Genomic DNA, 13,767 nt, shown 5'->3' on the forward strand with positions numbered 1-13,767 from the left:
GAAATCACGCGCGCTCGGCCTCCGTTCGATCGTCGACGCGGCGGTTATCGCACGACGGCACGACGGCTTACGGCAATTCCGCGCGCACGGCCGGCGCGGTACCGGCGACGACCGGACACGATTGCGGCAGCGCCTGCCCGAACAGCACGGCGAGCCCGCAGGCGGACGTGAACATGCCGCGATTGTCGTGCCCGATGCCCGGCACTTCGACGACCTGCTGCGCGAGATCGTCCGGATGCCGCTTCTTCAGGTAGTCGAAATACGCGAGCCCGCGCGCGAGCCGATACGGGCCTTGCGCCATCGCCGCGCACGAACGGTCGATGAAGTGCGTGTAAGGGTTCGTGTCGGCCTGCCCGAGCAGGTACACGACATGACGCGCCACGTAGCGCGTTTCGAGTGCGCGCACGTCCTGCGACGCGACATAGGGCGGCGCCGACTCCAGCCCGTATTTCCACTCGTTCGCGCGCGGGCAGGTGCCGCCTGCGATCGCCTGGCCGTCCGGCCGTTCGTCGTCGAAATACAGGTAGCTCGACGGGTTCGCGACCACATAACGCACGGCGATGCCGGCCCGTACCAGTGCGTCGCCTTCGTGCCCGGCCACCGCATAGCGCTGCAGCAACTGCGCGCCGGCGGAATGGCCGATCACGACCACGCTCGACAACGCGGGATACCGGCTGCGGTCGGCGAAATGCGCGAGCAATGCGTCGAGCGCGGTGAACGAACTGATCGGCGCCGGCTGGCGGGCCGCGTCGCCGCCCTTCCATCCTTCCTGCGTCCAGGCGAGCGTTTGCGCGGGCAACGAAAACGCGCGCGTATCGGCACGCGTCAGGAACTGCGGTGCGACGACCATCGTGCCCTTGCCGGCCGCACCGGCCTTGTCGACGACCTCGCGCCCCGATGCGTAGTACGCGTCGGCATTGCGAAGCGTGCCGTGAATCACGACGAAGACCCGCGTGACATCGGGCGCTGCCTGGTCGAGCGGACGATCGGCGTAGACGGGCAGCACCGCATTGCCCTGCGGCGTATCGACGGCCACGCGCTGGCCGGCGACGGCCTTGACCGGCGCCTCGAGGCGTTCGCGTTGCGTGAGCGTGGCGGCTTCGGCCGGACGCGCGCCGCCCGGCATGCCGATGGCGGCACAGGCTGCCGCGAGCGAAACGGCGCATGACAGTTTTCGGGCGGCCGGCAGCACGCGCGAGAACCGGAGGTTGGCGAAGGCGACGGAAATGAGTGACATGGCGACGGATCGAGTGGCGGATATGACTTTAACGGCGAGGGTCGCAAAATCCGTCGCCGATGGCCGGGTAGTCGAACACCGGCACGCGCGGCGAATCGGGCAGCGTGCCGATATCCGCTGCGGGCGCATGGTGTTGAGGATCGTAGCAGAGCGAATCGTCGAAGACCCGCTCGCCGACGCGGCGGTTGCGGCCACCCTCGGCAGTGAACGCGTGCTCGACACCGCGATTCCCGCCTCGGCAATGGGCGCAACGCGACTCGCGGCGCGTCGGCGCGGGCGCCGCCCGGGGGCGCGTCAGCCCGATGCCGCGGACGAGTCGCACTGCATCCGCTGCACGATCGCGTCCAGTTCGCCGATATGGTTGGCGACCGCCTGCCTGCCCGCACGTGCCCATCCGTCGAACGACGTCATCCCGCTCACCGCGCCGACGAACGCCACGCCGGCGCGCTCGGCCGCCTGCGCGTCCACCGCGTGGTCGCCCACGTAGATCGCCGAACGAGCGGGCAAACCAAGCCGCGCCAACGCCAGCACGAGCCCTTCGGGATCGGGCTTGTGACGCTGCACGTCTTCCCCGCCGATCAGCACGTCGACGAGCGACTGCAACTGGTTCAGCGCAAGGATCGCCTCGATCCGGTAGCGAAACTTCGACGAAACGATCGCGACCGCGAGCCCCTGCTCGCGCAGACGCGCGAGCAGGGGCGGCACCTCGGGATAGATGCGCGTGCCGCGCACCATGATCTCGTCGGCCCGCACCACGAAGTGCCGCGCGAACGCGTCGGCCCGCGCCGGCTCGGTTTCGCCCGTCAGCAAGCGGAACATCTCGTGCAGCGGCAGCCCGATCACGGCCGCGATCTGCGCCGGCGTCGCGCCGGCGGCATCCAGCTGATGCAACGCGTACTCCGTGCACGCGACGATCGCGGCGGACGAATCCGCCAGCGTCAGATCGAAATCGAAGATGACGGCCCGAACAGACATGAAAGGACTCCGCAAAAAAATCGGTTCGTGCGCGATGGACGAACCGGCATGACGTTGCGATGCGCACCCGCGCGTCGATCGATCGGCGCGCCTGGCCGGATTACTCGCGATCGGCCGCGTCGAACCCGTCCGGGTCGCGCCTCGCCGCGTAGCATCCCACAGGATGCGCAACGCGGTGCGTCGCCCGGGCAGATCCGGCGACGAGGCGCTGCTCGAATTGCCGAAGCTCGCGGCTACCCGCCCGCGATACGCGTGCCCATACGCTCGCGCACGTCGATGCGACGCAGGGAAGGAACGAGATCGTCGACGTGCCCGACTGAGGGCCGGATGGCGCGTGGCGGGACGGCGGCTCCGCTCCGCGTCCTTCGCGGTCGCCTCGCTCTGTCCCCGCAATCGCCCTTCGCTATCAACCCTATTGCCGGCAATGCTTTCAAACATATCGTCAAGTTCCGATATAAGATTCGCCCATCGACGATACCTCGTTACCCGAGCGAAACGCCAAACCTGTCCATGCCGACCGAACTCGACATCGAAGCGATCCTGAAAGCGCTCTCGAACCCCGTGCGCCGGGAAATCCTCGCCTGGCTGAAAACGCCGGACGTGCATTTCCCGAACCAGACGCTGCCGTATGAACACGGCGTCTGCGCGGGCCAGATCGACGCGCGCTGCGGGCTGTCGCAATCGACCGTCTCCGCGCACCTCGCGACGCTGCAGCGCGCGGGGCTCGTGACGTCGACGCGGATCGGCCAGTGGGCGTTTTTCCAGCGCAACGAGGCCGTCATCGACGCATTTCACGACGCACTGCGCCGCGAACTCTAGCCAACGGCCGAACCGGCCATGCGGGCCGCCGCCGCACATGACGCGCCGGCTTCCCCGCCTTTCGTGAAGAGGTTATCTGCCATGCCTACACTGTTCGACCCCGTTACCCTCGGCGACCTGACCCTGCCGAACCGCATCGTGATGGCGCCGCTCACCCGCGCCCGTGCGGGTACGACGCGCGTGCCGAACGCACTGATGGCGCGCTATTACCGCGAGCGCGCATCGGCCGGCCTGATCATTACCGAAGCGACGTCGGTCACGCCGCAGGGCGTCGGTTATGCCGATACGCCCGGCATCTGGTCCGACGAACAGGTCGAAGGCTGGAAGCAGGTGACGCAGGCCGTGCACGCGGCCGGCGGGCGCATCGTGCTGCAGCTCTGGCACGTCGGCCGGATCTCCGACCCGGTATTCCTGAACGGCGACCTGCCGGTCGCGCCGAGCGCCATCGCCGCGGGCGGCCACGTGAGCCTCGTTCGTCCGCAGCGCCCGTACGTGACGCCGCGCGCGCTCGAACTCGACGAGATCCCGGGCATCGTCGCCGCGTACCGCAAGGGTGCCGAGAACGCGAAGGCCGCCGGCTTCGACGGTGTCGAGATCCACGGCGCGAACGGCTACCTGCTCGACCAGTTCCTGCAGGACAGCACCAACCACCGCACCGATGCGTACGGCGGCCCGATCGAGAACCGCGCACGCCTGCTGCTCGAAGTGGTCGACGCCGCGATCGACGTGTGGGGCGCCGGCCGTGTCGGCGTGCACCTCGCACCGCGCGGTGACGCGCACACGATGGGCGATTCCGATCCGGCGGCCACGTTCGGTTACGTCGCGCGCGAACTCGGCCGCCGCAAGATCGCGTTCATCTTCACACGCGAATCGTATTCGGGCGACCACCTGAGCCCGCGCCTGAAGGAAGCGTTCGGCGGCCCGCTGATCGCCAACGAGCAGTTCACGCTCGACACCGCGCAAGCCGCGCTCGCCAGTGGCAACGCCGACGCGATCGCATGGGGCAAGCTGTTCATCGCGAACCCCGACCTGCCGCGCCGCCTCGAACTCGGCGCACCGCTCAACCAGCCGGTGCCGGAGACGTTCTACGCGGAAGGCGAAACGGGTTATACCGATTACCCGGCGCTGAGCGACGCGGCCTGATTGCGCGACAGCGCACGCGCGATGAACGGAGCGGCCCCGCCCGTCCGTTCGTCGCGCACACCATCCCCAAGGCGGGCACGTCACGTGTCCGCCCTTCCCGTTCACCGCCTGCCTTCCACGTCCGACGCTTCCGCGAACAGCGCCAGACCGACCAGACTCGCGACGCTGCATCCCAGCACATACCACGTAGGCGCGTAAAAGCTGCCGGTCGCGCGCCACATCGCGCCGACGATCAGTTGCGCGAACCCGCCGAAAATCGTCACGCCGAGCGCATAGATCATCCCGAGCGACATCGCCCGCACCTCGGGCCGAAACGCATCGAGGATCATCACGAAGCCGGCCGGACTCGACAGTGTCATCAAGCCGATCAGCACGATCACGACCGCAACCGCGGTGCCCGCCGACGGCCACATCTTCATCGCGTAAAACGCCGGCAGCACGAGCACGGCCGACGCGACGCACGTCACGCCCACCAGCCGCTTGCGACGACGCACGCGATCCGCGAGCCGCCCCGCGAACGGCGAACCGATCAGCAGCACAGCACCGGCCGCGCAGCCCGACAGCAGCGACACCGATGCCGGCATGCCGACGGTCAGCGTCAGGAACGACGGCAGGAAAAACACGATCGTATAGGTGGTCGACGTGCCGCCGATCACGAGCAGCGTGCCGGCCGCGACCTGCCGCCACGGAATGCGCGCACGCTCGCGCGGCGCGCCGGCCGCTGCGTGCGGCAGCGTATCGTCCAGATGGCGCCGCAGGTAGAAGCCGACCGGGCCGATCAGCAGACCGAGCACGAACGGGACGCGCCACCCCCACGCGTGCAGCGCGTCGGGCGACAGTGCGCGCGACAGCGTCAGCGCGACGAACGCGCCGACGAGCGTCGCACCGCCCTGGCTCGCCATCTGCCAGCTCACCCGCTCGCCGCGCCGGCCGGTGTCACCCGACTCCATCAGCAGGGTCGTCGCGGCCCCCACTTCGCCACCCGCCGAAAAGCCCTGCAGCAGACGCCCGACGACGATCAGCAGCGGCGCGGCGAGGCCGATCTGCGCATAGGTCGGCGCGAAGCCGATGATCCCGGTGCCGAGCGCCATCAATGCGACCGTCAGCACGAGCGCGGGCTTGCGGCCGGCACGGTCCGCATAGGCGCCGATTGCGACGCTGCCGAGCGGCCGTGCGACGAACCCGACACCGAACGTCGCGAGCGACAGCATCAGCGCGCCTAGATCGCTCGACGCGGGAAAGAACAGCTTGCCGATCGATACGGCGAAGAAACTGTAGACGGTGAAGTCGAAGAATTCGAGCCCGTTGCCGAGTGCGGCCGCAACGACCGTGCGGCGCGTTACGCGCGGCCCGGACTCGACCGGCGCAGCGGCCGTGCGATTCAGGGTATGCATCGAAAATTCCCGTTCAGAAGTTGTGATACATGCCGAGCGACAGCGTCACGGGTGTCGTCCCGGTGCGCGGTGCCGTTCCGCCCGGTTCGGTCGGCAGCGGATTGCCGTTCAGCAACACGGTCGAGATGCCGTAGTTGCGGATGAACCCCGCACGCGCGTAGAGGCCCGTGCGTTTCGACAGCAGGTAGTCGTAGCCCAGCATCGCACCGAGTGCCGAATCCCTGGCCGGCTGGCCGGCCGCGTCGCGCACACCCGACGTATCGCGATAGACGACCGACGCGCGAATCGCATTGACGCCGAACGGCACGATCGCGCCGAGCGTGTAGACGCGCGCGATGCCGTCGCCGGCCAGCTTCGGCGCGTATTGGTTGAACGATGCGGACAGCACGATCCGCCCGGTGTCATAGACGGCACCGAGCCCGTACAGGTCGTTGCGCACGGTGCTCGCCCCGTTGACGCCCCACACCTGGTTGTAGCTCGCGGCCAGATAGGTCGTGCCGTTGTACCACTGCAGCAGCGCGCCTTGCGCGGACGCCGCGGGTGCCCGCCCGGCCACGTTGCTCGGCGCAAGCATCAGCATCAGCGACGTGGTGCCCGCGACGATCGGCGTCCGGTACGTGATGGCGTTGTCGACGCGCGCCGGCAATTGCGTCGCCCCCGGCCCGAGGTCCGAGTTGTAGCCGACGCCGCGGCTCGTCTGCACGGCTGCCGCGCCCAGCCACGTATAGACCGAGTTCGTGCCCACCGTGCCGAACACGTCGATGAACAGCGGCAGCGCCGTGCCGATCTGCTTGCCGAGACGCAACCGGCCATAGCTGTCCGACGACAGGCCGACCCACGATTGCCTGTTGTACGTCGATTGCGCATCCTGCTGCGCGCCGCTGTTCGCGAGAAAACCGCTTTCGAGGTTGAACTCGGCGCGCCAGCCGCCACCGAGGTTCTCGCGGCCGAAGAAGCCGAACTTGGAGGTCCACTCGCCGCCGCTCTGCGTCTGCCACAGCGAACGGCCGCCGACCGTCTGGTAGTTGATCCCCATGTCGAGCGAACCATACAGCGCGACGCCCTCCGTCATCCTGCCGTTGTACTCGGGCACCGGCGCCAGCAACACGTCCTGATAGGGCACGGCGCGCGCGTTGACGGCGCCGAACGCGAGACAGGCCGCGCCTAATGCAAATCGCTTTTTCATTCGTCATCCTTATCGTCAAGTCAACCCGGGTCCGGCCGGCGCGTCTCCTTTGCGCCTTCGTCAGTCCATCTTCAGGAAGCGTTCGGCAATCCCGGCGAAATAGGCCGCCCCCCAGCTCAGCGCGGAGTCGTTGAAGTCGTAATGCGGGTTGTGCACCGAACATCCGCCCCGGGAATCGACGCCGTTACCGACCAGCACGTAGCAACTCGGTGCGCATTCGGTCATCCACGAGAAATCCTCGCTGCCCATCACGCCATCGGGCAACAGCGTGAGCGCGCCTTCGCCGGCCAGCGCCGCGATCGTCTCCACCGCGAGATCCGACGCCGCACGGTCGTTGTCCACGACACGCGAGATCGACCGGTATTCGATCTGCGCGGTCATCCCGAACGCCTGCGCCTGCGCGTCGACGATCCGGCGGATCCGTGCCTCGATTTCGTCGCGCGTGGTCGCGTCGAGCGCGCGCACGGACAACTGCAGCGTCGCCGTTTCCGGGATCACGTTCGGGGCAGTGCCCGCATGGAACGTGCCGACGGTCACGACGGCCGGCTTCAGCGGATCGACGTTGCGGGAGACGATCGATTGCAGCGCGGTCACGATTTGCGCGCCCGCGACGATCGGGTCGCTCGCGAGCTGCGGCATCGCACCATGCCCGCCTTTGCCCGTCACGGTGATCGTCACCGAATCGGACGACGCCATCATCGGCCCGTAGCGCAACGCGAAATGGCCGACCGGCACGCCCGGCGCGTTGTGCAGCGCATACACGCGTTCGCACGGGAAACGTTCGAACAGGCCGTCGTCGATCATCCGCTTCGCGCCACCGAGCCCTTCCTCGGCCGGCTGGAAGATCACGTTGAGCGTGCCGTCGAAACGGCCCTGTTCGGCAAGATAGTGGGCGGCGGCCAGCAAGATCGCCGTGTGGCCGTCGTGACCGCATGCGTGCATCGTGCGCGCAACCGTGCTCGCATACGGCAGCCCCGTCGCCTCCTCGATCGGCAGCGCATCCATGTCGGCGCGCAGGCCGAGCGTGCGCACCGACGCGCCGCGCCGCAACTGGCCGACGACGCCGGTGCCTCCCACCCCCGTCGTCACGTCGTAGCCCCATGTGGCCAGTTGTTCGGCGACGAGCTGCGCGGTGCGGGTCTCGGCGAAACCGAGTTCGGGATGGGCGTGGATGTCGCGGCGGATCGCAACGAATCGGGACTCCGACTCGCGAATCGCCGCGAGTACGTGAGCAAGGTTCTGCGTCATGGATGGCTCCGTGGAATCGGCCGCCTCGCGACCGTCCGGCCAAGCATAGAGACGCGTTTCGGGTCAAAAAACTCACGAATTTTGATGCAGATAACTTTTGGTAATATCTTCCGCATCATGAAAATCCATCAATTGCGCGCACTCGTCGCGGTCACGACGGCCGGCAGCATCAAGGCCGCGGCCCGGACCCTGCACGTCACGCAGCCGGCCATCAGCAAGGCGATCCAGGAACTGGAAAACGAGTTCGGCGTGACGCTCCTCGAGCGCAAACCGTGGGGCGTGGTGCCGACGCCGGAAGGCGACGCACTGCTCGGGCGCGCCCAGGCCGTCGTGCGCGAGCTCGAACGGGCGAGCGAGGACATGGCGCACATGAAGGGGCTGCGCGACGGGCGGCTCGTGATCGGCTTCACGCCGATCGTCGCGGTGACGGGCTTTGCGGAAGCCTACGCCGCCTTCCGCCGCCACTGGCCGAACGTCGAATGCGAACTTCGGGAACTGACGTTCAACCTGCTCACGGAACAGTTGCGCAATCGCACGCTCGATCTCGCCTTCGTCGCCGTCACGGGCCCCATTGCCGAGTCGGTCGACATCAGGGCGATCCGCACGTTCGACACCGCGTTCGTCACCCGCGAGAACGGGCGCTTCGCGGGCGCGACATCGCTCGAGGCGCTGCGCGACGCGGAATGGATCCACGCCGACGCCAGCGACAACTTCCCCACCTATATCCGCGACCTGCATGAACACGCGGGCCTGCCCCCGCCGCGCTGCATCACGCGCTGCACGTCGTATGCGCTGTTCTACAGCCTGCTCGTGACCAACGATGCGATTTTCTCGTGGACCCGGCTGTCGCTCGCGGAAACCGTGTTCGGCCAGAAGCTGACGCCGCTGCCGTTGCCGATGTCGCCGCCACCGCTTCAGTTGTACCGGCTCACGCCGCCGGGCCTGCAACTGACGCGGCCCGCGTCCGATTTTCTGGCACACGTGGAGGCCGCGTTCGCGTCGCTGCCGGCGGCCGGAAGCCCGGCATTGCGCTGACACCCGGTCGCGCTGCCTGCACCGCAACTCGCCGGGAGTGCGTCAGCCCGGTACGCGCATCCGCATGAACACGCGCTGCGTCTCGTCGAGCCCGAGCGCGACGTGGTGCGCGCGGATCGCACGCAGCGTGTCGTCGAGCGTGGCGTCGTCGACGATGCTGAAACCCAGGCGCGCGTAGTACGGTGCATTCCATGGCGCATTGCGAAACGTCGACAGCACGACCTCCGCGATGCCTTCCCGCGCGGCGCGCGCGGTCACCTGCTCGATCAGGCGCGCGCCGATCCGCTGTCCGGCATGCGAAGGCGCGACATCCAGTTCCTCCAGATACAACCGCCGTGCATCGAGCAGCCGGTAGAACGCGAACCCGACGCACGCGCCCTGCGCATCGACCGCGACGACCGCGCGGCCGTCGTCGATGCGCGCGAGCACGTCGGCCGCATCGGTCGGCTCGCCATCGGCGATGTCGGTCATGCCGATTTCGCGAAACCGCTGCGCGGCGGCGACTTCGACGGCGGCCATCGCGGCCGCGTCTTCCCGCGTGGCGGGGCGAATCAGGATCGATGCGGTCATTGCGGCAATTCAGGCAGGCAGTCTGGAACGGCCGTCACTATAATCGAAACCTCATACGTTTCGAACGCCCCCACCCACGAGGTTCGTCATGACGTTGTCCGCGCTCGCCGTCTTCGCTGTCACCCTGCTCGTCACCGCCGGCACCCCCGGGCCGAGCGTCGCCGCGCTGGTCGCGCGCGTGCTGACCAACGGCGTGCGCGACGTGCTGCCGTTCCTCGCCGCCATGTGGCTCGGCGAAGCGTTGTGGCTCACGCTCGCGGTCGCGGGGCTGTCCGCGTTCGCGCGCACGTTCGCGGCCGGCCTGATCGTGCTGAAGCTGCTCGGCGTCGCGTACCTGCTGTTCCTCGCGTGGAAGATGTGGACCGCGCCGACCGAGGCCGGCGCCGACGACCTGCCGCGCGGCCAGTCGCCGTCGCGCATGTTCGTCGCAGGCATGCTCGTCACGCTCGGCAACCCGAAGATCATGGTGTTCTATCTCGCGCTGCTGCCGACCATCGTCGATCTCACGCACGTCGGTGTGACCGCGTGGGCCGAACTCGTCGCCACGATGCTCGCGGTGCTGATCCTCGCCGACTGCTTCTGGTCGCTGCTCGCGGCGCGCGCGCGAGCTTTTCTCACTTCGGCGCGCGCGAAACGGATCGCCAACCGCACGAGCGCGACCGCAATGGCCGGCGCGGCAGTGGCAATCGCGACGCGGTAGCCCGCCGGTCCCGCGCCACACCGCCCCTGCCGCCCGCCATGTCGCAACTCGGAAAGATTCCTGCCGCTCTCGCCGCGCAATCGATTTCCAGTCGCGAGATCGTGCTTCCGCTCGACGCCGCGCTCGAATGCATCGATTATTGCGTGCGTCATCGCATTCCGATCTACGGATGGGAAGGCTGGGTCCTGACTGCCGACGGGCGGGTCGGACACGGCAGCGCACCGCAGGGCACCGTGTGTCTTGCGGACTGGCCGCTGGCGGATGCTGCCGCGTTCTGCCGCAGCACGATGACGTCCGACGCGCAGGCGTGGCACGACGAATACCACGCAACGACCGACCGGCTGCATTTTTGCATCACGATCGGCGACGCACGCTGATCGTCGTATCCGTGCAATCGCATGCCGGCGCGCGACCGGCAACTCGCAACGGCCGTCCGATCGTTGCTCCTGCTCCGGAGGGTTTCACCGTGAAGACCTGGTTATCGACCGTACTGGCTGCCCTCCTCTGCCTGTCGGCCACGCTCACGCACGCGGCCGGCATCAAGCTCGTCCGGATTCCGGCCGACGCCGGCGGCCCCGAACTGAAGGCAGTCGTGTGGACGCCCTGCGCGGACGCCGCCCAGACGCTCACGATCGGGCCTTTCGAACTGAAAGGACAACGCGACTGCCCGACCGTCGGCGACAAGCTGCCGCTCGTCGTGATCTCGCACGGGCATGGCGGCACGTACTTCGGCCATCACGACCTCGCCGAAACGCTCGCCGACGCGGGCTTCGTCGTCGCGGCCATCAATCATCCCGGCGACACGCATGCCGACATGAGCCACGCGGCCGACCTGCGGGAACTGGCCGAGCGGCCAGCGGACATCAAGCGCCTCGTCGACTACATGCTGGCCAACGCGGCCGATGCCGCGCATGTCGATCCCGCGCGGATCGGCTTCTTCGGCTTCTCGCGCGGCGGCTATACGGGCCTCGTGCTGGCCGGCGCGAATCCGGATTTCGTGCACGCACGGGTGGCCTGCCCGGATCCGACCTGGCTGATCTGCAAGCAGATCCGCGACCATGACCTGCCGCGCCAGCCGCTGACGCACGATCCGAGGATCAAGGCCTACGTGCTCGCCGACCCGCTCGACGAATTCCCGACCGCCGAAACGCTGAAGGACGTGCACGCGCCGATCCAGCTCTGGGCGTCCGAAGCGGGCGGCGACGGCGTGGAGCCGGAAACGACCCCCGCGCTGGCCGGCCTGCTGCCGCGACGGCCTGAATTCCACGTCGTGCCGAATTCCGCGCACTTCGCGTTTCTCGCGCCGTGCCCCGAACAACTGGCACACGACTCGCCCGAAGTCTGTACCGATGCGAAGGGATTCGACCGCGCGGCGTTCCACGCGATGCTCGATGCAAAGGCGCTCGCATTCTTCACCGCCCATCTTCGCTAACAGCGAAACGCCTTGCGCCACGCACCCGGCACCGGCGCATGATCGTTGCACGCGATCAGCGCGCGCACCAGCGCCCAATCGTCGTCATCGCAGAAATCGAGCAGCATCGCACCGCACGGGCCGCGCTGCTCGCGCAGCCGCGCGGCCAGCCGCGCATGAATGCCCTGCACCCGGCCGTCGCCGTGGGCAACGACCGACGGATTCGCGCCCATGCCGGTTCCGCTGCAGAAATTGATCGCCCAGCGGCCACTGTCCGGCGACGGCAGGTCCGTCAGCAGCGCGTCGATCGCACGCCACTTCCAGCCGATCGACGCCGCCACCGGCACGCGATATTCGTCCTGGATCACAAACGCGCCGTCGGGATGATCGATCGTGAACGTCGCGTTGTCGAGCCACGCGGTCAGGTCGATGCCGAGCGGCCGGCTGCTGCGAAAGCGCCGCAGCAGCACGATCGCGCCGCGCACGTCGCCGAGCGCGGGCAGCGTGCCGCCGGCATGCCAGCGCAGCCGCGGATGCCGCGCGCGATGCGCATCGAACGTCGCATCGAAACTGCGTGTGCACGCGTGCGCCGGCCATTCGTCCTTCACCGACATCACGATGCATTCGCGCGGATGTTCGTCGAGAAAACGCAAACAATCGGCCAGCACGTCGTCGAACGTCATGCCGAGCGCGATGCCGCCGTGATGGATGTCGAACGCGTCGCGTACGTGCCGGCAGCGGATGTCGAGCAGCCGCACGCCATGCGCGAGCTGCGCATCGAGCGGCGCATGCTGGGTGCGCACGAGCGCATCGTCGACGGTATACGCACAGGTGTCATGGCTGCCCGGTAGGGTCAGCGTATGCAGCGGCCGCGCGTCGTCGAGCGCCGACATCCAGTCGGCAGGCGGCGTGCGCGTATCGTGGCTCGAAGGGATCATGAATCGATGAATGACAAGGAAAGAAAACCGTGGGTGACGGCGTCGGATGTCGCGGCGCGCGCCGGCGTATCGCGTTCCGCGGTGTCGCGTGCATTCTCGCCGACGGCGAGCATCGCACCGCAAACCCGTGAGCGCGTGATGGTCGCCGCGCGCGCGCTCGGCTACCAGGTCAACCTGATCGCGCGCGACATGATCACGCAGCGCAGCAGCATGATCGGCGTCGTGACGGCCGGGTTCGAGAATCCGTTTCGCGCGCGGCTGCTGTCGGACCTGATGGCCGCGCTCGGCCAGCGCGCGCTCACGCCGCTCGTGACCAATGCGGAAGACCCGCGCCAGATCCGGCAATCGCTCGAGCAACTGCTCAGCTACCGGATCGCGGGCCTCGTGATGACGTCTGCCTCGCCGCCGCTGTCGGTCGCGCAGCAGTATCTCGAACACCGGATCCCGGTCGTGATGATCAACCGCGACGCGAATCTGCCGGGCGCGGATGTCGTCGTGAGCGACAACGCGGCCGGCGCCGCGCATGCCGCGCGAATGCTCGCGCAGGCGGGCGCGCGCCGGGTCGCGTTCGTTGGGCCGCGCAACACGAGCTACAGTGCGAGCGCGCGTGCCGCTGCGTTCGTCGAAGCGCTTCGTCGTCACCGCGATACCGATAGCGCTGCAAGCGTTCGGATTCAGGACACGCCGTCCGACACATACGCATGCGGTGTCGAAGCGGCACGGCATCTGCTGTCCGGCGACACCGTTCCGGACGGCGTGTTCTGCTCGTCCGACCTGCTCGCGTTGGGCATGATCGACACCGCGCGCCAGCAGTTCGGGCTGCGCGTGCCGGAAGACTTGCGCGTCATCGGCTTCGACGACATTCCCGCCGCCGCATTCGACGGCTATGCGCTGACGACGCTCCGTCAGGATACGCAAGGCCTCGCGAACGCGGCCGTCGACATGCTCGCCGAGCGGATGCAGGCGTTCGCCGGCGCATCGCGCACGCGGGTCGTGCCGGTGACCTGCGTCGTTCGTCACAGCTGCGTCGGCCGTCCGGCGTAGCGACGTGCGATGCGCACGCGTGCGCCAACGTGATGCATGACAGGCGCGAGCGCGCAGCCGAGCCTGC

General features: G+C 68.2%; 15 protein-coding genes. 7 read left to right on the forward strand and 8 right to left on the reverse strand.

Annotation, left to right across the window (positions count from 1 at the left end; translation table 11 throughout):
* Positions 1-67: 67 nt before the first annotated feature.
* From AB3K92_RS18310 to AB3K92_RS18320, 3 genes are read right to left on the reverse strand one after another with little or no spacing between them, the layout of a single operon-like run.
* Positions 68-1,237: an alpha/beta hydrolase gene (locus tag AB3K92_RS18310; protein WP_369465577.1), complete on the reverse strand. Its 1,170-nt coding sequence runs from the start codon at positions 1,235-1,237 to the stop codon at positions 68-70.
* A gap of 28 nt (positions 1,238-1,265) precedes the next feature.
* Positions 1,266-1,559 carry a hypothetical protein gene (locus tag AB3K92_RS18315; RefSeq protein WP_059710409.1) on the reverse strand — a complete coding sequence of 98 codons (294 nt, stop codon included), beginning with the start codon at positions 1,557-1,559 and terminating at the stop codon, positions 1,266-1,268.
* Positions 1,532-2,212: an HAD family hydrolase gene (locus AB3K92_RS18320; RefSeq protein ID WP_048021988.1), complete on the reverse strand. Its 681-nt coding sequence runs from the start codon at positions 2,210-2,212 to the stop codon at positions 1,532-1,534. The genes AB3K92_RS18315 and AB3K92_RS18320 overlap by 28 nt, the downstream gene beginning before the upstream one ends.
* Before the next feature lie 510 nt (positions 2,213-2,722).
* Here AB3K92_RS18320 and AB3K92_RS18325 point away from each other — a divergent pair.
* Positions 2,723-3,031: a helix-turn-helix transcriptional regulator gene (locus AB3K92_RS18325; RefSeq protein WP_027789442.1), complete on the forward strand. Its 309-nt coding sequence runs from the start codon at positions 2,723-2,725 to the stop codon at positions 3,029-3,031.
* Between the two features lie 81 nt (positions 3,032-3,112).
* Positions 3,113-4,174, forward strand: coding sequence for an alkene reductase (locus AB3K92_RS18330; protein ID WP_042978074.1), 1,062 nt, complete (start codon positions 3,113-3,115; stop codon positions 4,172-4,174).
* A gap of 101 nt (positions 4,175-4,275) precedes the next feature.
* On the opposite strand, the gene AB3K92_RS18335 is transcribed toward AB3K92_RS18330, so the two are convergent.
* Genes AB3K92_RS18335 through AB3K92_RS18345 form a run of 3 tightly spaced genes read right to left on the reverse strand, consistent with a single transcriptional unit; the run spans position 4,276 to position 8,002 of the window.
* Positions 4,276-5,568, reverse strand: coding sequence for an MFS transporter (locus tag AB3K92_RS18335; protein WP_369465578.1), 1,293 nt, complete (start codon positions 5,566-5,568; stop codon positions 4,276-4,278).
* Positions 5,569-5,581: 13 nt separating this feature from the next.
* Entirely contained in the window at positions 5,582-6,754 is a 1,173-nt protein-coding gene (locus AB3K92_RS18340) for a porin (protein WP_369465579.1), read from the reverse strand.
* A 60-nt stretch (positions 6,755-6,814) separates the two neighbouring features.
* The gene (locus AB3K92_RS18345) at positions 6,815-8,002 is read right to left on the reverse strand and encodes a M20 aminoacylase family protein (RefSeq protein WP_059649637.1); all 1,188 of its coding nucleotides are present in this window, start codon (positions 8,000-8,002) and stop codon (positions 6,815-6,817) included.
* Between AB3K92_RS18345 and AB3K92_RS18350 the strand changes: the two genes are divergently transcribed.
* Positions 7,982-9,037, forward strand: coding sequence for a LysR family transcriptional regulator (locus tag AB3K92_RS18350; RefSeq protein ID WP_224051705.1), 1,056 nt, complete (start codon positions 7,982-7,984; stop codon positions 9,035-9,037). The two genes, AB3K92_RS18345 and AB3K92_RS18350, sit on opposite strands and share 21 nt — an antisense overlap.
* 42 nt (positions 9,038-9,079) lie before the next feature.
* Here AB3K92_RS18350 and AB3K92_RS18355 read toward each other — a convergent pair whose 3' ends face one another.
* Positions 9,080-9,607, reverse strand: a complete 528-nt coding sequence (locus AB3K92_RS18355) for a GNAT family N-acetyltransferase (protein WP_124627247.1) — start codon at positions 9,605-9,607, stop codon at positions 9,080-9,082.
* A gap of 88 nt (positions 9,608-9,695) precedes the next feature.
* Here AB3K92_RS18355 and AB3K92_RS18360 point away from each other — a divergent pair, with 88 nt between their 5' ends.
* From AB3K92_RS18360 to AB3K92_RS18370, 3 genes are all read left to right on the forward strand, one after another.
* Positions 9,696-10,307, forward strand: coding sequence for a LysE family translocator (locus tag AB3K92_RS18360; RefSeq protein WP_048022001.1), 612 nt, complete (start codon positions 9,696-9,698; stop codon positions 10,305-10,307).
* Positions 10,308-10,345: 38 nt separating this feature from the next.
* Positions 10,346-10,684, forward strand: a complete 339-nt coding sequence (locus AB3K92_RS18365; protein WP_021163637.1) for a hypothetical protein — start codon at positions 10,346-10,348, stop codon at positions 10,682-10,684.
* Positions 10,685-10,773: 89 nt separating this feature from the next.
* Positions 10,774-11,739 (forward strand): alpha/beta hydrolase, encoded by a 966-nt coding sequence (locus tag AB3K92_RS18370; RefSeq protein ID WP_059490147.1) that lies wholly within the window; start codon positions 10,774-10,776, stop codon positions 11,737-11,739.
* Here AB3K92_RS18370 and AB3K92_RS18375 read toward each other — a convergent pair.
* Positions 11,736-12,656 carry a phosphatidylinositol-specific phospholipase C gene (locus tag AB3K92_RS18375; RefSeq protein WP_369465580.1) on the reverse strand — a complete coding sequence of 307 codons (921 nt, stop codon included), beginning with the start codon at positions 12,654-12,656 and terminating at the stop codon, positions 11,736-11,738. The genes AB3K92_RS18370 and AB3K92_RS18375 overlap by 4 nt on opposite strands.
* A gap of 6 nt (positions 12,657-12,662) precedes the next feature.
* On the opposite strand from AB3K92_RS18375, the gene AB3K92_RS18380 reads away from it, so the two are divergent.
* Positions 12,663-13,700, forward strand: a complete 1,038-nt coding sequence (locus AB3K92_RS18380) for a LacI family DNA-binding transcriptional regulator (RefSeq protein WP_369465581.1) — start codon at positions 12,663-12,665, stop codon at positions 13,698-13,700.
* Positions 13,701-13,767 lie beyond the last annotated feature (67 nt).

Source organism: Burkholderia sp. Bmkn7, from assembly GCF_041103175.1.
In the GTDB taxonomy this organism is placed as follows: Bacteria; Pseudomonadota; Gammaproteobacteria; order Burkholderiales; family Burkholderiaceae; genus Burkholderia; species Burkholderia cepacia.